Annotated in this window: 13 protein-coding genes; 12 read left to right on the top strand and 1 reads right to left on the bottom strand. The window is 70.6% G+C overall.

All coding sequences use genetic code 11. From position 1 onward, the window contains the following. The first annotated feature begins 56 nt into the window (after nucleotides 1-56). The 12 genes from LR269_RS00065 to LR269_RS00010 all read left to right on the top strand — a co-directional run bounded on the left by LR269_RS00065 (nucleotide 57) and on the right by LR269_RS00010 (nucleotide 17,341). Nucleotides 57-1,007: a LysR substrate-binding domain-containing protein gene (locus LR269_RS00065; protein ID WP_231428677.1), complete on the top strand. Its 951-nt coding sequence runs from the start codon at nucleotides 57-59 to the stop codon at nucleotides 1,005-1,007. 140 nt (nucleotides 1,008-1,147) lie between these two features. Further along, nucleotides 1,148-2,773, top strand: a complete 1,626-nt coding sequence (locus LR269_RS00060) for an LVIVD repeat-containing protein (protein ID WP_231428676.1) — start codon at nucleotides 1,148-1,150, stop codon at nucleotides 2,771-2,773. 50 nt (nucleotides 2,774-2,823) lie between these two features. Next, the gene (locus LR269_RS00055; protein WP_231428675.1) at nucleotides 2,824-4,362 is read left to right on the top strand and encodes a DHA2 family efflux MFS transporter permease subunit; all 1,539 of its coding nucleotides are present in this window, start codon (nucleotides 2,824-2,826) and stop codon (nucleotides 4,360-4,362) included. A gap of 76 nt (nucleotides 4,363-4,438) precedes the next feature. Further along, nucleotides 4,439-5,581, top strand: a complete 1,143-nt coding sequence (locus tag LR269_RS00050; RefSeq protein WP_231428674.1) for an ABC transporter ATP-binding protein — start codon at nucleotides 4,439-4,441, stop codon at nucleotides 5,579-5,581. A gap of 58 nt (nucleotides 5,582-5,639) precedes the next feature. Continuing rightward, a complete protein-coding gene (locus tag LR269_RS00045; RefSeq protein ID WP_231428673.1) occupies nucleotides 5,640-6,806 on the top strand; it encodes a hypothetical protein in 1,167 nt (388 codons plus the stop codon). 4 nt (nucleotides 6,807-6,810) lie between these two features. After that, nucleotides 6,811-8,709: an iron ABC transporter permease gene (locus LR269_RS00040; RefSeq protein WP_231428672.1), complete on the top strand. Its 1,899-nt coding sequence runs from the start codon at nucleotides 6,811-6,813 to the stop codon at nucleotides 8,707-8,709. A 314-nt stretch (nucleotides 8,710-9,023) separates the two neighbouring features. Further along, complete coding sequence (gene gabT, locus LR269_RS00035) at nucleotides 9,024-10,382, top strand: 4-aminobutyrate--2-oxoglutarate transaminase (protein WP_231428671.1); 1,359 nt, start codon at nucleotides 9,024-9,026, stop codon at nucleotides 10,380-10,382. After that, on the top strand, nucleotides 10,379-11,680 hold the full coding sequence (locus LR269_RS00030; RefSeq protein ID WP_231428670.1) for a Glu/Leu/Phe/Val dehydrogenase: 1,302 nt from the start codon (nucleotides 10,379-10,381) through the stop codon (nucleotides 11,678-11,680). Before gabT ends, LR269_RS00030 begins: the two co-directional genes overlap by 4 nt. Before the next feature lie 47 nt (nucleotides 11,681-11,727). Next, nucleotides 11,728-13,197 carry an NAD-dependent succinate-semialdehyde dehydrogenase gene (locus tag LR269_RS00025; RefSeq protein ID WP_231428669.1) on the top strand — a complete coding sequence of 490 codons (1,470 nt, stop codon included), beginning with the start codon at nucleotides 11,728-11,730 and terminating at the stop codon, nucleotides 13,195-13,197. Between the two features lie 189 nt (nucleotides 13,198-13,386). After that, complete coding sequence (locus LR269_RS00020) at nucleotides 13,387-14,748, top strand: NAD(P)/FAD-dependent oxidoreductase (protein ID WP_231428668.1); 1,362 nt, start codon at nucleotides 13,387-13,389, stop codon at nucleotides 14,746-14,748. Nucleotides 14,749-14,817: 69 nt separating this feature from the next. Further along, nucleotides 14,818-15,693, top strand: coding sequence for a universal stress protein (locus LR269_RS00015; RefSeq protein WP_231428667.1), 876 nt, complete (start codon nucleotides 14,818-14,820; stop codon nucleotides 15,691-15,693). A 127-nt stretch (nucleotides 15,694-15,820) separates the two neighbouring features. Further along, entirely contained in the window at nucleotides 15,821-17,341 is a 1,521-nt protein-coding gene (locus tag LR269_RS00010) for an APC family permease (protein ID WP_231432182.1), read from the top strand. Nucleotides 17,342-17,426: 85 nt separating this feature from the next. Here LR269_RS00010 and LR269_RS00005 read toward each other — a convergent pair. Further along, a partial coding sequence (locus LR269_RS00005) for an amidohydrolase family protein (RefSeq protein ID WP_231428666.1) occupies nucleotides 17,427-17,718 on the bottom strand: 292 nt, incomplete at its 5' end.

Genomic DNA, 17,718 nt, shown 5'->3' with positions numbered 1-17,718 from the left:
GCCGACAAATACTCTCTTGCTGCACTGCCATGCCCTTTCGGCTATAGTCCTGCGGCATGGCCACCGATCGACTCCTGGACGGCCGGCTCAAGATCCGGCATCTCGTGCTCGTCACCACCATCGCCGACGAGGGCACGCTCGTGCGCGCCGCCGAGGCGCTGCACATCACCCAGCCCGTCGTGACCCGCGGGCTCCGCGAGGCCGAGGAGATCCTCGGGGTGCCGTTGTTCGAGCGGTTGCCGCGGGGTGTGACGCCGACCGAGTACGGCCGTCCGTTCATCGAGCGCGCCAGGTCGGTGCTCGCCGAGCTCCGCGTCGCGGGCGAGGAGGTGCGGCTGCTGCAGTCGGGCCAGCTCGGCACCGTGACGGTCGGCACGCACCTCGCGGGCTCGAACCTGCTGCTGCCGAGGGCGATCGCCGGGCTCAAGCGGGAGCACCCGCGACTCACCGTCGTCGTGCGCGAGGGCACGCCCGACACCCTGCAGCAGCTGCTGCTCGCGGGCGACCTCGACCTCACCGTCGGCCGGCTCTCGTCGAGCGTGCCGGTCAGGCTCGAGCAGGAGCGGCTGCACCAGGAGCCGATCCGGCTCGTCGCGAGGGCGGGGCATCCCGTGCACCATCGTTCGACCGCGCTCGCCGACCTCGTCGCGTACCCGTGGATCTTCCCCGTCGCCCAGACGGCGCTGCGCGCCGAGCTCGAGGCCGTGTTCTTCCACGAGGGGCTGCCGCTGCCCGCCGACCGCGTCGAGTGCACCTCGATGCTGACGCTGCGGAACCTGCTCGTGACGACCGACGTCATCGCGGCGCTGCCGATGTTCGTCGCGGTCGACGACAAGGAGCTGCGCCTCCTGCCGACGGCGCTGAGCTCGATCCGGCGGTCCGTCGGGGTCACGATGCCGAAGGACCGCGCGCCGTCGGCCGCCGCGGCGGCGCTGCTCGCCCACCTGCGGGAGGAGGGTGCCCGGCTCGCCGAGTTCGAGCGCGAGCACGCGCACTCCGCGGGTTGATGAACGCTGGGCGATATGCCCGATTGGTCATGGCTCCGAGCCGTATTGATATTGGACAGCATCGCTGGATCGGATGACGCTGAATCTACGGCGCCCCCGCGTCGTCACGATCCCACTCACCTGCTGCCAATGGAGGCGACATGGCCGGCTCTCCCTACGTTCCCGACGCGAAGAAGTACCGCCCCGAGGACTTCGAGCGGGTGGCCGGCGAGCCGGCGGACCCCGACCCCGCGAGCTGGGGCATGCAGCCCGACGGCACCTTCCTGCCGCCGGCCTCGACCCCCTCGGTCCCGCGCGACGTGTTCGTCGACTGGCCCGGCCAGCTCGACTACCGCGACCCCGAGACCTACGCCCTCAACGCGCAGGCCGAGGCGTTCTACCCGATCGTCGTCAACACGAGCCACTCGTGGCAGTGCATCTACGACGTCGACGGCACCCGGTACATGCTGCACTACGGCGGCGGCAACCACTGGAAGCTCTACGACATCACCGACCCGCGCGACCTGAAGATCGTCGACGAGGAGCAGTGGGGCTGGACCGACCCCCGCCCGCAGTTCGGCGCGACCACCGTGCAGTGGAACGAGCAGCTCGGCAAGCACATCGCCATCCAGGCCAGCGAGACCCCGCGCTACTTCCTCAAGGGGCGCGTCGCCAACAAGTGGACCGACGACACCGTCGAGGGGCAGCTGCTGGAGTGGGAGGGCCTGCGCGGCTTCCGCACCTGGGAGATGAACGGGCCGAGCCCGCGCGACTGGACGCTGCTCACCGAGATCTCGACGGACCCGAACCATGGGCCGGACGAGATCCAGGAGGGCAACGGCGTACTCGACCTGCCCGTCTACTACGGCGACAAGTACCTCTTCGTCGCGACGGCCCCCGACAACACCTTCACGAACCAGCCGTACAGGACGACGCTGTGGGCCGCCGGCCACGCCGCCTACGACGTCTCCGACCCGGCGAACCCCGAGCTGCTCTCGCAGTGGTGGGTGCCCGGCACCCGCGCGGGTGAGGAGGACGACTCCGAGGTCCTCGCCGGCAACGACCGGTGGAACAACAAGACGAGCTGGTTCGGCTCGCGCATGGGCGTGTTCATGCCGCGCTCGGTCGAGTCGGGCTGGAAGTACGGCTACGCCGCCCAGGGCGGCCAGGGCTTCTTCGTGCTCGACGTCTCGGACCCGGCGAACATCCACCACGTCGGATGGTGCGAGCTGCCCACGAGCGTCGCCGGCACGGAGGGCGACAACGTCGACACGACGCAGGTCGAGGAGACCGGCTACGTCTACGTCTCGGGCTACCCGATGAACACCGACTGCTACGAGCCGGCGAAGGAGATCTACCAGGTCGACGTCAGCGACCCGACCAACCCGCGGGTCGTGCGCACCCTGCCCCGGCCGCTTCCGCCGGCCGAGGCCGCCTTCACCGACTGGGCGCAGCGCCGAGGGTCGTTCGGGCCGAAGCGCTCGGGCTACTTCACGAACACCGGCACCCCGCACGGCGGCGTGATCCCCTACGCGTTCTACGCGGCGGGGCTGCAGATCTTCGACGTCCGCGACCCCGAGGACCCGAAGGTCGGCGCCTACTTCGTGCCGCCGATGGGCCTCAAGGACGACGACGACCTCGCAGCGCCGGTGCACGGCATCTTCGTCGAGTGGGACCGCAACCTGATCTGGCTCTTCGCGAACCACGGCATCTACGCCGTGTCGACGCCCCTGCTGGGCGAGCCCGTCACCGGCCTGCCCGACGCGGGCGCCGCCGCCGCGAGCTAGTCGGCTCAGAGACATCCCCCTGTGAGAGCCGACCCGTGCGAAAGCCGACCATGAACCAGACCGCCAGGCCGTGGCCCGCCCTGTGGGCGCTCGTCATCGGGTTCTTCATGATCCTCGTCGACACGACGATCGTGTCGATCGCGAACCCGGCGATCCTCGAGGACCTCGACGCCGACCTGACCTCGGTGATCTGGGTGACGAGCGCGTACCTGCTCGCCTACGCCGTTCCGCTGCTGATCACGGGCCGCCTCGGCGACCGGTTCGGCCCCAAGCGGGTCTACCTCGTGGGGCTGGTCGTGTTCACGCTCGCCTCGCTGTGGTGCGGGCTCTCGGGCGAGATCGCGCTGCTGATCGCGGCGCGCGCCCTGCAGGGATTCGGCGCCGCCCTCATGACCCCGCAGACGATGGCCGTGATCACGCGCGTCTTCCCGCCCCGGCAGCGCGGCGCGGCGATGGGCCTCTGGGGCTCGGTCGCGGGGGTCGCGACGCTCGTCGGCCCGATCCTCGGCGGCGTGCTCGTCGACTCCCTCGGCTGGCAGTGGGTGTTCTTCGTCAACGTGCCGGTCGGCATCGTCGCCTTCGTCGCCGCGTGGCGACTCGTGCCCGACCTCGAGACGCGGGCGCACCGCTTCGACTGGCTGGGCGTCGTGCTGAGCGCCGTCGGCATGTTCCTCGTCGTCTTCGGCATCCAGGAGGGGCAGACGTACGACTGGGGCACGATCGCGGGCCCGGTCACCGTGTGGGGCATGATCGTCGCCGGCATCGTGGTGCTCGCCGGGTTCGTGGTCTGGCAGGCGTTCAACCGGGCCGAGCCGCTGCTGCCGCTCGGGCTCTTCCGCGACCGCAACTTCTCGCTCTCGAACGTCGCGATCTCGCTCGTCGGGCTCGCGATGACGGCCATGCCGCTGCCGCTCGCGTTCTACTTCCAGGTGGCGCGCGGGCTCACGCCGACGCAGGCGGCGCTCATGCTCATCCCGATGGCCGTGATCTCGGGCGTGCTCGCGCCGCTCGTCGGCCGGCTCAGCGATCGGGTGGACCCGAAGTGGGTGTCGCTCGCCGGGCTCTCGACATCGGCGCTCGCGCTGTCCTGGTACAGCGCCCTCATGGGCCCGGATGTCTCGCTCTGGCTGCTGCTCCTGCCGTCGGCCGTGCTCGGGCTCGGCATCTCGGGGGTCTTCGCCCCGCTCGCGTCGACGGCGACCCGCAACCTGCCGCGCGACCAGGCGGGTGCCGGGTCCGGCGTGTACACGATGACCCGCCAGGTCGGGTCGGTGCTCGGCTCGGCCGCGATCGCCGCGCTCATGAGCCTCACGCTCGCGGCGCAGCTGCCGGGCTTCGACGCCGACGCGGCCCGGGCGGGCGGGGGAGCGCTGCCGGCCGGGCTCGCGGGCGGGTTCTCGGCCGCGATGTCGCAGTCGCTGCTGCTCGCGGTCGCCGGGTTCGTGGTGTGCGCCGGGGTCGTGGCGTTCTTCGCGAAGCCGAAGGTCACCGTCGGATGGGGCGAGCGAACGTCGGCGTCGCAGTCGGCGACATCGGCGACCACGACATCCGGCAGCACCGCCGTCTCGACCTCGGGCGCCGAGCACTGATGGCCGTCGCAACGCCTCGCCGAGGCATCCGCACCGTTCTTCTGGATCCTGAATACGAAACCGAAGGAGGCCGTCAGTGACGACGCCGCACCCCACGACCGCAGCAGACGGAGGCGGACGCCTGATCGTCGACGGCCTCGAGAAGCACTACTCGCTCGACGGTGCCGACGTGCCCGTCGTCAAGGGCGTGACCTTCACGATCGAGCCCGGCACGTTCACGTCGCTGCTCGGCCCCTCGGGCTGCGGCAAGACGACCACGCTGCGGTGCGTCGCCGGGCTCGAGACGAGCAACGGCGGAACCATCTCGCTCGACGGCAGGGTGCTCTCGACCGCGTCGTCGCACGTCTCGCCCGACAAGCGCGACGTCGGCATGGTCTTCCAGAACTACGCGATCTGGCCGCACATGAGCGTCTTCGCCAACGCGGTGTTCCCGCTGCAGGTGTCGGGCAGCCGGCTGCCGAAGCAGGAGGCGAGGAAACGCGCGATGGAGGCGCTCGAGCTCGTGCAGCTCGACGGCTACGCGCACCGGCCCGCGACCGCCCTCTCGGGCGGGCAGCAGCAGCGCCTCGCGCTCGCCCGCGCGCTCGCCCACCGGCCCAAGCTGCTGCTGCTCGACGAGCCGCTCTCGAACCTCGACGCGAAGCTCCGCGACACCATGCGCAACGAGCTGCGCCGGCTGCAGCAGCAGCTCGGCATCACCGCGCTCTACGTCACGCACGACCAGTCGGAGGCGCTGTCGATGTCGGACCGGGTCGCGGTCATGAACGGGGGCCGCATCGTGCAGGAGGCGACGCCGCGCGAGCTCTACTACCAGCCGGCCGACCGCTTCGTCGCCGACTTCGTGGGACGGGTCAACATGATCCCCGCGGTCGTGCAGGGGCGCGACGCGAACGGCGACGCGATCGTCTCGGCGTTCGGCACGAAGCTCGTGACCCCCTGCCCGGCCGAGCTCGGCACGGGCAGCGAGGTCACCGTCACCTTCCGGCCCGAGAGCGTGCGCTGGCACGAGACCGCGCCCGACCGGCCGAACGTGCTGCCCGCCAGGGTCGTGCGCGTCGAGTTCCTCGGCGAGATCGTCGAGGTCGAAGTCGAGGTGCTCGACGGGCGGGCCGTCGCCGGCACGCTCGTCGCGCGCGGCGCGCCCCTCGACTCGCCCGCGAACGGGAGCTCGGTGTTCATCGAGCTCGCGCCCCCGGCGTGCCGCGTGCTCGCCGACTAGGAGTTCCACCCGATTCACCCCACCCACCGAGATCCACGTCAGAGAGGACATCCGGATCATGAGAACACCCACAGCACGAGGCGGACTCATCGCCCTCGCCGCGACCGGCATGCTGCTGCTCAGCTCGTGCAGCACGCCGTCGTCGACCCCCCAGGCCATCGAGCCCTCCGGCGACGCCGCGAAGGCCGGCGCGTGCGAGTCGGTCGAGGTCGGCCCCGTCACCCGCTGCGAGAACTTCTACGACGACATCTGGCCCGCGATCGACGAGCAGATGGACGCGCTCTACGAGCAGGCGAAGGAGACCGACGGGGGTCGCCTCGTCATCTGGGACTGGTACGAGCTCTCGCCCGAGGTCATCGCGGAGTTCAACAAGAAGTACCCCGACCTCACGATCGAGACGCAGGGCCTCACCTACAACCTGTCGTCGGCGATCATCTCGGCGAAGGCCACCGGCGCCCGCAACACCGACGTCATCTCGGGGTCGATCGTCTCGTCGGCCGCGATGACCGACGAAGGCTACTGGGCCGACGTGGACTGGACGAAGTTCGGCGTGCCCGAGGAGTTCCTGACGCTCGGCTCGACCGGCATGCTGCCCGACAGCATCAACGGCTCGCTCATGCAGGTCAACACCGACAAGGTCGAGGCGCCGCCCACGCTCGAGGGCCTGCTCGCCCCCGAGTACGAGGGCAAGGTCTCGGTCGCGAGCTACAACGCGAACGTGTTCTCGGGCGTCGGCATGGCCGACGGCGAAGACGCGATGGTCGACCTCATCGACGAGCTGAAGTCGTCGGGCACCCTGCAGGTGCTCGAAGACCAGGACTCGCCGCTCTCGAACGGCGACGTGCCGATCGCGCTCGGTCAGACCCTCTTCAACCCGAACCCGAGCCTCACGGTGCAGCCCTACGAGGACGGACCCGTCTTCGCGCAGTTCTCGGGCGTGAACGTCGACGCGAAGAACCAGGCCGGTGCGATGCTCTGGGTGCTCTGGAACGCGTACAACCCCGACTGGCTGCACCTGCGCATGACCGACGAGCAGTTCTCGACGATGCAGGTGCCCTACGCGGGCCTGCCGTCGACGGTCTTCGACGAGGCGACCGGCCTCATGAAGACGAACGCCGACGCACTGCTCGAGGGACTCGACGGCACGACGAACATCGAGTCGCCCGACAACCGCGACGAGTGGATCGCGATGATCAACGCCGCCGACGCGGCACTGAACGGGTAAGGACATGTCGACGGCAGGACGGACCACGGAGGTCGGGCGCACCCGGCCGACCGGAATGAAGATCGCGACGGTCATCGCGGGAGCGGTGATCTTCCTCCTCCTCGCGATCCCGCTGGCCGTGCAGGTGATCACGGCGTTCCGCGGTCCGTTCCTGCCGTTCGGCGTGTCGACGGCGAAGTGGTCGGCCGACAACTTCGTCACCCTGTGGGAGCTGCGCGAGGACTTCTGGGCCGTGCTCGGCTCGACCGCCGTCTTCGTCGGCGGCTCGACGATCATCTCGCTGCTGCTGGCCTTCGGCCTCGCCTGGGTGACGGTGCGCACCGACGTGCCGTTCCGGCGGGTGATCTCGGTGCTCGTCGTCGTGCCGTTCATCATCCCGCCCATCGTGAAGGCGCAGGCGTACCAGCTGATGCTCTCGCCCGAGTCGGGCGTGCTGAACCAGCTGCTGCGATTGCTGCCGGGCGACCTCGTCATCGACCCGTACTCGTTCGCGACGATGACCGTCGTGCAGTCGCTCACGAACGTGACGTTCCCGTTCCTCATGATCGTGCCGATCCTCACGTCGATGGACGGCTCGCTCGAGGAGTCGGCGCGGGTCTCGGGAGCGTCGTGGGGCCAGACCCTCAGGCGCGTCACCCTGCCGATGCTCTGGCCGGGCCTGCTCGGCGTCGCGGTGCTGACCGGAATCCTCGGCCTCGGCAGCCTCGAGATCCCGCTGCTGTTCGGCCAGGAGGCGGGCAAGAACATCTTCGCCCTCAAGCTCTGGAACCTCATCAGCGCGGGTGCCGGCGAGCTGCCGCAGTACGGACTCGCCGCGGCATGGGGCTGCGTGTTCCTCGTCATCACGACGATCGCCTTCGTGATCTACCTCCGCGCCACCCGCAGTGCCGAACGGCGCGCCTCGATCTCGGGCAAGGGCTTCCGGCCGACGATCATGAAGCTCGGCGCGTGGAAGGTCCCGGTGCTCGTCGCCGTCTTCGTCTTCGTGCTGCTCACCGCGATCCTGCCGATGTTCGCGCTGCTCTGGTCGGCGATCACGCCGTACCCGATCGCGTTCTCGTTCGAGGCGCTCGCGTCGCAGACGCAGTGGGGCGCCTTCGGCGAGGTGCTCGCCGACCCCGAGTTCTGGGCGTCGCTCGGCCGCACGCTCCTCATCGCGGGCGCGAGCGCCACGATCGCGTGCGTCGCCGCGACCGTGCTCGCCTACGGCATCGCGCGGGGCCGTCGCACCGGCTGGTCGAAGGGCATGGACCTCTTCGCCTCGTCGTCGGTCGCGATCCCGGCGGTCATCGCGGGCTTCGCGATGTTCCTCACCTTCCTCGTGATCAACCCGGTGATCCCGCTGGCCGGCACCATCGTGGCGCTCGTGATCGCCTATTCGTACCGGGTCTCGATCGCGTACCGCTCGGGCTACAGCGCGACCCTGCAGATCCGCAAGGAGCTCGAGGAGGCCGCGCTCGTGAGCGGCGCGAGCCCGCTCGAGGGCTTCCGCCGGGTGGTCGTGCCGCTGCTGCTGCCGACGGTCTTCGCGGTGTGGATCCAGATGTTCATCCTCGGCACCAACGAGTTCACGCTGCCGGCGTTCCTCGCGACGCCCGAGTCGCGCCCGCTCTCGGTCTACATGTACGCCATGATCAGCCCGCGGTCGGCGCAGCTCTACCAACCCGACCAGGGCGCGGCGATGGCGCTCATCTTCACGCTGCTCGTGTTCGCGATCGGCTACGGACTGCAGTGGGCGGTGTCGCTGCGGGCGATCGGGCGCGCCCGGCGTCGCCTGACGATCCCCGGCCTCGGCACGCGCGCCACCGCGGCGGTGCCGAACGACCCGCCGGCGCCCGCGACCCGCGCGGTCGCCGCGCAGGGCCTCGAGGAGCAGCGCGAGCTCGCCTCCGTCGCCGAGTAGCGAGGCGTTCGCCGCCCCAGTCGAGAGTGCCCTCCCCGCCCGTCAACGGGCTGCGAGGGCACGTTCGGCGAGGCCCCGGACGAGTGTGCAGGAGCTTTCGGGGGCGCGGCGGCGTGTCGGGGCTCGGCGCGCCGCACGGCGCCCGGAAGTTCCTGCATTCCGGATTCAGGCGGATGCCTCTGCGTGAGGTCGCTCACTTGTACGTCGTGGCGAAGAAGGTGCCCCTGACCGTACACCGCGGCCCTGAGGCATCCACGGCTCTCGACCTAGCATCGACGCATCACGCCACCGTCGTCACTTGCATCGGAGCAGACATGACCCTCGTCGACACCCCGGCCACCACGACCGGAGGCCCCGCCCTCACCCAGGAGCGCCGCCTCGTCACCGCCATCCCCGGACCCCGCTCGCAGGAGCTGATGAACCGCAAGGCCGCGGCCGTCGCCGCGGGCGTGGGCCACACCCTGCCGATCTCGGTCGTCGCCGCGGGCGGCGGCGTCGTCGTCGACGCCGACGGCAACTCGCTCATCGACCTCGGCTCGGGCATCGCCGTGACCGGCGTCGGCAACTCGGCCCCCCGCGTCGTCGAGGCCGTGAGCGCGCAGCTGGGCGCCTTCACGCACACCTGCTTCACCGTCTCGCCGTACGAGGGCTACGTCGCCGTCGCCGAGAAGCTCAACGAGCTCACCCCCGGCGACCACGAGAAGCGCTCGGCCCTCTTCAACTCGGGCGCCGAGGCCGTCGAGAACGCGATCAAGATCGCGCGCCACTACACGAAGAAGCAGGCCGTCGTCGCCTTCGACCACGCCTACCACGGCCGCACGAACCTCACCATGGGGCTCACCGCGAAGAACATCCCGTACAAGAACGGCTTCGGCCCGTTCGCCCCCGAGGTGTACCGCGCCCCGCTCAGCTACCCCTTCCGCGACGGCGGCCTCGACGGCCGAGAGGCCGCGGCCCGCGCGATCACCATGATCGAGAAGCAGATCGGCGCCGAGAACCTCGCCGCGATCATCATCGAGCCCATCCAGGGCGAGGGCGGCTTCATCGTGCCCGCCGCCGGGTTCCTCCCCGCGCTCGTCGAGTGGGCGACGGCGAACGACGTCGTCTTCATCGCCGACGAGGTGCAGACGGGCTTCGCCCGCACCGGCGCCTGGTTCGCGAGCGAGCACGAGGGCATCGTGCCCGACGTCATCGTCACCGCCAAGGGCATCGCGGGCGGCCTGCCGCTCTCGGCCGTCACCGGCCGCGCCGAGATCATGGACTCCGCCATGGCGGGCGGCCTCGGTGGCACCTACGCCGGCTCGCCCATCGCCTGCGCCGCCGCACTCGCGACGATCGAGACCTACGAGCAGGACGGCCTCGTCGAGCGCGCGAAGGAGATCGGCTCGGTGCTCATCGGCCGCCTCAACGCGCTGCGCACGGCCGACCCGCGCATCGGCGACGTCCGCGGCCGCGGCGCGATGGTCGCGATCGAGCTCGTCGACCCCGCCACCGGCGCCCCCGACGCCGCGCTCACGAACAAGGTCGCGAAGTTCGCGCACGAGCAGGGCGTCATCCTGCTCACGTGCGGCACCTACGGCAACGTGATCCGCTTCCTGCCGCCGCTCACCATCTCCGACGAGCTGCTCGTCGAGGGCCTGGGCGTCGTGGCCGAGGGGCTCAAGCAGGCATGAGCACCTTGATCGACAGCGCCGTCGCCCACCCCGTCTCGCACGAGGCATCCGCCCCCATCGCGACGCCCCTCACCGACGCGCGCTCGCAGCTGGCCGAGGCCATCGCGCTGCTCGGGTTCTCGGAAGGCACCCACCAGATGCTCGCGACCCCGCGTCGCGAGCTCACGGTGAGCGTGCCGCTGCGCCGCGACTCGGGCGAGACCGTGCTCTTCACGGGCTACCGCGTGCAGCACAACTTCAGCCGCGGCCCCGCCAAGGGCGGCCTGCGCTACGCGCCGAACGTCGACATCGACGAGGTGCGCGCGCTCGCCATGTGGATGACCTGGAAGTGCGCCCTGCTCGACGTGCCGTACGGCGGCGCGAAGGGCGGCATCGCGATCGACCCCCGCGAGCACTCCAAGGCCGAGCTCGAGCGCGTGACCCGTCGCTACACGAGCGAGATCCTGCCGATCATCGGCCCGGAGCGCGACATCCCCGCGCCCGACATCGGAACCGACGAGCAGACGATGGCCTGGATCATGGACACCTACTCCGTGAACAGCGGCTACACGGTGCCCGGCATCGTGACCGGCAAGCCCATCGCGCTCGGCGGTTCCCAGGGGCGTGCGAGCGCGACCAGCCGTGGTGTCACGCACATCGCGCTCGCCGCCCTCCGTCACGCCGGCATCACGCCGTCGCAGGCGACCGGCGCCGTGCAGGGCTTCGGCAAGGTCGGCGCCGACGCGGCGCGCTTCCTCGCCGAGGCGGGCGTCAAGGTGCAGGCCGTGAGCGACCAGTACGGCGCGGTCTTCAACGCGGCCGGCCTCGACATCGAGGCGCTCAGCGCCCACGTGCGCGAGACCGGTGCGGTCGTCGGCTTCGCCGGCGCAGAGGAGCTCGACGGCTCGGTGCTGCTGCAGCTCGAGGTCGACCTGCTCGTGCCCGCCGCGGTCGAGGGCGTGCTGCACGAGAACAACGCCGCCGACGTCCGGGCGAAGGTCATCGTCGAGGGCGCCAACGGCCCCACCACCCCGGCGGCCGACCGCATCATGCGTGAGCGCGGCATCCTCGTCGTCCCCGACATCCTCGCGAACGCGGGCGGTGTCATCGTCTCGTACTTCGAGTGGGTGCAGGCCAACCAGGCGTACTGGTGGCGCGTCGACGAGGTCGAGGCCAGACTGGAGGAGCGGATGCTCAGCGCGTGGCAGCACGTGCTCGGCTACGCGACCTCGCGGGGCCTGTCGCTTCGCACCGCCGCCACCGCCCTCGCGGTCGAGCGCGTCGCCGAAGCGCACAAGCTGCGCGGCCTCTACCCCTGATCGATGCGTCGCCCACGCCACGCAATCATCGAACGGAAAGCACACACATGACGAACGCAACGCTCGAAGCCTCGGTGCTCGACAAGGTCGAGGCCCGGCTCTTCATCGGCGGCCAGTGGGTCGAGGCCGAGGGCGGCAAGACCCTCGCGGTCGCCGACCCGGCCACCGGTGAGACCATCAAGGAGATCGCCGACGCCTCGGTCGCCGACGGCAAGAAGGCCCTCGACGCGGCCGTCGCCGCGCAGGACGCGTGGGCGGCGACCGCCCCCCGCGAGCGCGGCGAACTGCTGCGCCGCGCCTTCGACCTGCTCCAGGAGCGCAAGGAGGAGTTCGCGCTCCTCATGACGCTCGAGATGGGCAAGCCGCTCGCCGAGGCGCGCGGCGAGGTCGCCTACGGCGGCGAGTTCCTCCGCTGGTTCAGCGAGGAGGCCGTGCGCATCTCGGGCCGCTACGGCCTGAACCCCGAGGGCACCGGTCGCATGATCGTCTCGCAGCGCCCGGTCGGACCGTCGTTCTTCATCACGCCGTGGAACTTCCCGCTCGCGATGGCGACCCGCAAGATCGCGCCCGCGCTCGCGGCCGGCTGCACCGTCGTGATCAAGCCCCCGGCACTCACGCCGCTCACGACCATCGCGTTCGTGCAACTGCTCGAAGAGGTCGGCCTGCCGGCCGGCGTCGTCAACGTCATCGCGACGTCGACCTCGTCGAAGGTCTCGGGCCCGATCATCGCCGACCCGCGCCTGCGCAAGCTCTCCTTCACGGGGTCGACCGAGGTCGGCCGCAGCCTCATGAAGGAGGCCGCCCAGGGCATCCTCCGCACCTCGATGGAGCTCGGCGGCAACGCGCCGTTCGTCGTCTTCGAGGACGCCGACCTCGACAAGGCGGTCGACGGCGCGATGCTCGCGAAGTTCCGCAACATCGGCCAGGCCTGCACCGCGGCGAACCGCTTCATCGTGCACGAGTCGGTCGCCGCCGAGTTCTCGAAGCGCGTCGCCGAGCGCGTGGCCGCCTTCAAGGTCGGCCGCGGCACCGAGGACGGCGTGGGCATCGGCCCGCTCATCGACGACAAGGCGGTCGCCTCGACCGACGAGCTCGTCCAGGACGCGGTCGGCAAGGGCGCGAAGGTCCTCACCGGCGGCACCGTCATCGACGGTGCGGGCTCGTTCTACGCGCCCACCGTGCTCGGCGACGTGTCGGCCGACGCGCGACTGCTGCGCGAGGAGATCTTCGGTCCGGTGCTCGGCATCACCACGTTCTCGACCGAGGACGAGGCGGTGCACCTCGCCAACAACACCGAGTACGGCCTCGTCTCCTACGTGTTCACGCAGGACCTCGCACGCGGCCACCGCATGATCGACCGCCTGGCGACCGGCATGATGGGCCTCAACACGGGCCTCGTGTCGAACGCGGCCGCCCCCTTCGGCGGCATCAAGCAGTCGGGCATCGGCCGCGAGGGCGGCCTCGAGGGCATCCACGAGTACCTCGACACGAAGTACACGCTCATCCCGGTGGGCTGAGCGACGCGGGCGGATGCCGCGGCCTCGCGCTGCGGCATCCGCCTTCGTACTTTCCTCACTTTTCAGCGACGTGTGTGGGAAGGTGGGCGTAGCCGCGCCCGGAAACGGGCGTCTCCGCCCCTGCGTGCCCGCACCTCCTTCTGAACAGCGATCACAGCGCGAGTCTCGCGCGAGCAAGAAAGAAGCATCATGGAACGCATCGATACCGACGTGGTCATCGTGGGCGCCGGCGCGGCCGGCCTCACCGCCGCGAACAGGCTCAAGGACGCCGGCGAGTCGGTCGTCGTGCTCGAGGCCCGCGATCGCATCGGCGGCCGCCTCTGGACCGACGACATCGACGGCGCCATGCTCGAGATCGGCGGCCAGTGGGTCTCGCCCGACCAGGACGCCCTGATCGAGACGATCGAGGAACTCGGCCTCGAGACCTACTCGCGCTACCGCGAGGGTGAGAACGTCTACATCGCGGAGGACGGCGAGCGCCGCCTCTTCGAGGGCGAGATCTTCCCCGTGCCGGCGAAGACCGAGGGCGAGATCGTCGGCCTCATCGAGAAGCTCGACGAGCTCGTCGCCGAGATCGACCCCGACGCCCCGTGGGCGCACCCGCGCGCCAAGGAGCTCGACGAGGTCTCGTTCGCCGAGTGGCTCGGCACCCAGACCGACGACGAGGAGGCGAAGCTCAACATCGGCATGTTCATCGCCGGTGCGATGCTCACGAAGCCCGCGCACGCGTTCTCCGCGCTCCAGGCCCTCCTCATGGCCGCCTCGGCCGGCTCGTTCTCGCACCTCGTCGACGCCGACTTCATCCTCGACCAGCGCGTCGTGGGCGGCCTGCAGCAGGTGCCGATCGGCCTCGCCGCGAAGCTCGGCGACCGGGTTCGCCTGAACCAGGCCGTGCGCACGCTGCGCTGGAACCCCGAGCACCCCGACCAGGGCGTCGTCGCCGTGACCGACTCGCTCGAGGTGCACGCGAAGCGCGTCATCCTCGCCGTGCCGCCGATCCTCTACAGCCGCATCTCGTACGAGCCGCCGCTGCCCCGTCGCCAGCACCAGCTGCACCAGCACATCTCGATGGGCTTCGTCATCAAGGTGCACGCCGTCTACGACCGCCCGTTCTGGCGCGAGCAGGGCCTGTCGGGCACCGCGTTCAGCCCCTACGAGCTGTGCCACGAGGCGTACGACAACACGAACCACGGCGACCCACGCGGCACGCTCGTCGGCTTCGTCTCCGACGAGGAGGCCGACGCCGTGTTCAAGCTCGGCGCCGACGAGCGCAAGGCCGCGATCCTCGAGTCGCTGTCGCACTACTACGGCCCAGAGGCCCTGAACCCCGTCGTCTACTACGAGAGCGACTGGGGCAGCGAGGAGTGGACCCGCGGCGCCTACGCGGCGAGCTTCGACATGGGCGGTCTCGCCCGCTACGGCGCCGACCTCCGCAAGAACGTCGGGCCGATCCACTTCGCGTGCTCCGACCTGGCCGGCAAGGGCTACCAGCACGTCGACGGCGCGATCCGCATGGGCCGCCTCGTCGCCGAGCAGATCCTCGCGGCCTGAGCGCCGAGCCGTCCCGTGCTCCGGGGCCGCGAGGCCCCGGAGCGCAGCAACACTGAAGCGGAGACCCGCATGACCGAATCCCTGCGCATCGTCGTCGGCTACACCGCCGACGACTCGGGCGCCGACGCGCTCGCGCTCGGCGCACGCATCGCCGCGGCGACCGAGGCGTTCCTCGAGGTCGTCATGGTGCTGCCGATCGAGGCCCGCGGCGGCGTCGTGCCCCGCGACCCCGGCTACGAGCGCCACGTCAAGGAGCGGTCGCAGGGCTGGCTCGCCGAGGCGAGTGCGCGGCTCGGCGACGACATCGCCCAGTCGCTGCACATCCGCTACGCGGACTCGTTCGCCGAGGGCCTGCTCGCCGCGGCGCACGAGTTCGGCGCGGCGCTCATCGTCGTCGGGGCCGCGCGCGGGGGCCTCCTCGGCCGCTCGCGCATCGGCTCGGTCGCGAGCGCCCTGCTGCACTCCTCCGACGTGCCCGTCGCGCTCGCACCCTCGGGCTCGCGCGAGGTCGCGACCGCCCAGGGCATCACCCGCATCACCGCCGCGATCGGACTGCGCGCCGGGGCGAGCGCCGTGCTCGAGGCATCCGTTCGCCTGGGCCGTGCCGCGCACGCGCCGCTGCGCCTCGTGTCGCTCGTGCCGATCGACCTGCCCTCGGGCATGGACGAGGAGCTCGCCGACCTCACGTCGACCGCCCACGCCGAGGAGGTGCTGCTCGCCGCGAAGCGGGCGCTGCCCGCCGGCGTCGACGCGACCGTCTCGACCGCGACGGGCTCGAGCATCGAGGAGTCGGTGCGCGCGCTCGAGTGGCACGCCGGCGAGATCGTGCTCGTCGGATCGAGCCGGCTCGCGACCCCGAGCCGCCTCTTCCTCGGGTCGACCGGCTCGAAGATGCTCCGCGAACTGCCGGTGCCGATGATCGTCGTGCCGCGCCCCACCGACTGAGAGACCCCGTATGTCGCAACACCAACAGCACGAGCGCGCAGCGCAGGCGGCCACGCCCGCACACGCGAGCACCCACCCGCACGAGCACCATACCGAACCGCACGCGCCGCTCACGACCGCGAGCGCGATGGTCGACGGCACCGACCCGGGCCTCACGAAGAAGGGCCTGTCGGCCGGCTCGGTGGGCCTCATCGGCGCGATCGTCATCGGCATCTCGTGCATCGCCCCGGCGTACACGCTGACCGGCGCGCTCGGTCCGACCGTCGCGGAGGTCGGCACGCAGCTGCCCGCGATCTTCCTGCTCGGGTTCATCCCGATGCTGCTCGTCGCGTTCGGCTACCGCGAGCTCAACAGCGCGATGCCCGACTCGGGCACCTCGTTCACCTGGGCGACCCGGGCCTTCGGGCCGTGGCTCGGCTGGATGGGCGGCTGGGGCCTCATCGCCGCAACGGTGGTGGTGCTCTCGAACCTCGCGGGCATCGCGGTCGAGTTCTTCTACCTCGCGGTCTCGCAGGTGGTCGGCTTCTTCGGCGGGGACGCCGCGGCGGTCGCCGACCTCGTCGGCAACCCGTTCGTCAACGTCGCGACCTGCCTCGTGTTCATCCTCGGCGCCACGCTCATCTCGTACCGCGACATGCAGACGACGCAGAAGGTGCAGTACTGGCTCGTCGGCTTCCAGCTGCTCGTGATGATCGCCTTCGGCGTCGCCGCGTTCTGGCATGTCGCGAACGGCACCGCGTTCGATGCGACCCCGGTCGAGCTCAGCTGGTTCAACCCGTTCGAGGTCGGGTCGTTCTCGGCCGTCGTCGCGGGCCTCTCGGTCTCGCTGTTCGTGTTCTGGGGCTGGGACGTCACGCTCACGATGAACGAGGAGACGAAGGGCTCGCGAACGACGCCGGGCAAGGCGGCGACCCTCACGGTCTCGATCGTCGTCGCGATCTATCTGTTCGTCGCGATGGGCGCGCTCGCGTTCGCCGGTGTCGGCACCTCGGGCGTCGGCCTCGGCAACGAGGCGATCCAGGAGAACGCGTTCTTCTACCTCGCGGGGCCCGTCCTCGGACCGCTCGCGATCTTCATGTCGATCGCCGTGCTGTCGAGCTCGGCGGCCTCACTGCAGTCGACCTTCGTTTCGCCCGCGCGCACGCTGCTCGCGATGGGCCACTACGGCGCACTGCCGCAGAAGTTCGCGACCGTCAGCCCCCGCTTCTTCACACCCGGCTACGCGACCGTGGTCGCGGCGATCGTCGCGGCGGTGTTCTACACGATCATGCGGTTCGTCAGCGACGAGGTGCTGTGGGACACGATCCAGACGCTCGGCATGATGATCTGCTTCTACTACGGCATCACGGCGTTCGCGTGCGTGTGGTTCTTCCGCAGGACGCTCTTCGCGAGTGCGCGCAACGTGTTCTTCCGGCTGATCGCCCCGCTCGTCGGCGGCACGATCCTCGCGGTGCTCTTCTTCACGACGCTCATCGACAGCATGGACCCGGCCTACGGCTCGGGCTCGAACATCTTCGGCCTCGGCCTCGTGTTCGTGCTCGGCATGGTGATCCTGCTGTCGGGCGTCGTCGTCATGTTCTGGCAGCGCTGGAAGCGCCCGGCCTACTTCCGCGGCGAGACGCTCTCGCGCGCGGTCGCGGAGGACTGACTCGACTCGCCCTCGAGCCGGTTCCTCCGAGCGCACGACGAGGCCGCACCCTGCGACACCAGGGTGCGGCCTCGTTCTGTTCGCCCTACGCCTCGTAGGCGGTGCGGCCGGCGACGACGGTGCGGATGACTCGGGCGTCGAGCAGCGCGGGCGCGCCGGCCTCGAACGGGTCGAGGTCGAGCACGGCGAAGTCGGCGGCGAGCCCTGCGGCGAGCCGGCCGCGTTCGTCCTCCTCGCGGATCGACGCGGCGGCGTCGCGCGTCGCGTGGCCGAGGGCCTCGGCGAGCGGCAGCGCGAACTCGGGCGCGTACGCGGGCAGCGACGGGTCGAGCGCCGACTTGCGGGTCGTCGCGATGTAGAGGTTCGGCAGCGCGAGG

The organism is Agromyces sp. S2-1-8, from assembly GCF_021129215.1.
Classification (GTDB): Bacteria; Actinomycetota; Actinomycetes; order Actinomycetales; family Microbacteriaceae; genus Agromyces; species Agromyces chromiiresistens.
The sequence above is the reverse complement of the archived record's forward strand: the minus strand, read 5'-3'. Positions and strand labels throughout refer to the sequence as shown.

Bases quoted from the DNA above. Each gene is read 5' to 3' on its own strand.
- LR269_RS00065 (WP_231428677.1), top strand. From the start codon at position 57: ATGGCCACCGATCGACTCCTGGACGGCCGGCTCAAGATCCGGCATCTC.
- LR269_RS00060 (WP_231428676.1), top strand. From the start codon at position 1,148: ATGGCCGGCTCTCCCTACGTTCCCGACGCGAAGAAGTACCGCCCCGAG.
- LR269_RS00055 (WP_231428675.1), top strand. From the start codon at position 2,824: ATGAACCAGACCGCCAGGCCGTGGCCCGCCCTGTGGGCGCTCGTCATC.
- LR269_RS00045 (WP_231428673.1), top strand. From the start codon at position 5,640: ATGAGAACACCCACAGCACGAGGCGGACTCATCGCCCTCGCCGCGACC.
- LR269_RS00040 (WP_231428672.1), top strand. From the start codon at position 6,811: ATGTCGACGGCAGGACGGACCACGGAGGTCGGGCGCACCCGGCCGACC.
- gabT (WP_231428671.1), top strand. From the start codon at position 9,024: ATGACCCTCGTCGACACCCCGGCCACCACGACCGGAGGCCCCGCCCTC.
- LR269_RS00030 (WP_231428670.1), top strand. From the start codon at position 10,379: ATGAGCACCTTGATCGACAGCGCCGTCGCCCACCCCGTCTCGCACGAG.
- LR269_RS00025 (WP_231428669.1), top strand. From the start codon at position 11,728: ATGACGAACGCAACGCTCGAAGCCTCGGTGCTCGACAAGGTCGAGGCC.
- LR269_RS00020 (WP_231428668.1), top strand. From the start codon at position 13,387: ATGGAACGCATCGATACCGACGTGGTCATCGTGGGCGCCGGCGCGGCC.
- LR269_RS00015 (WP_231428667.1), top strand. From the start codon at position 14,818: ATGACCGAATCCCTGCGCATCGTCGTCGGCTACACCGCCGACGACTCG.
- LR269_RS00010 (WP_231432182.1), top strand. From the start codon at position 15,821: ATGGTCGACGGCACCGACCCGGGCCTCACGAAGAAGGGCCTGTCGGCC.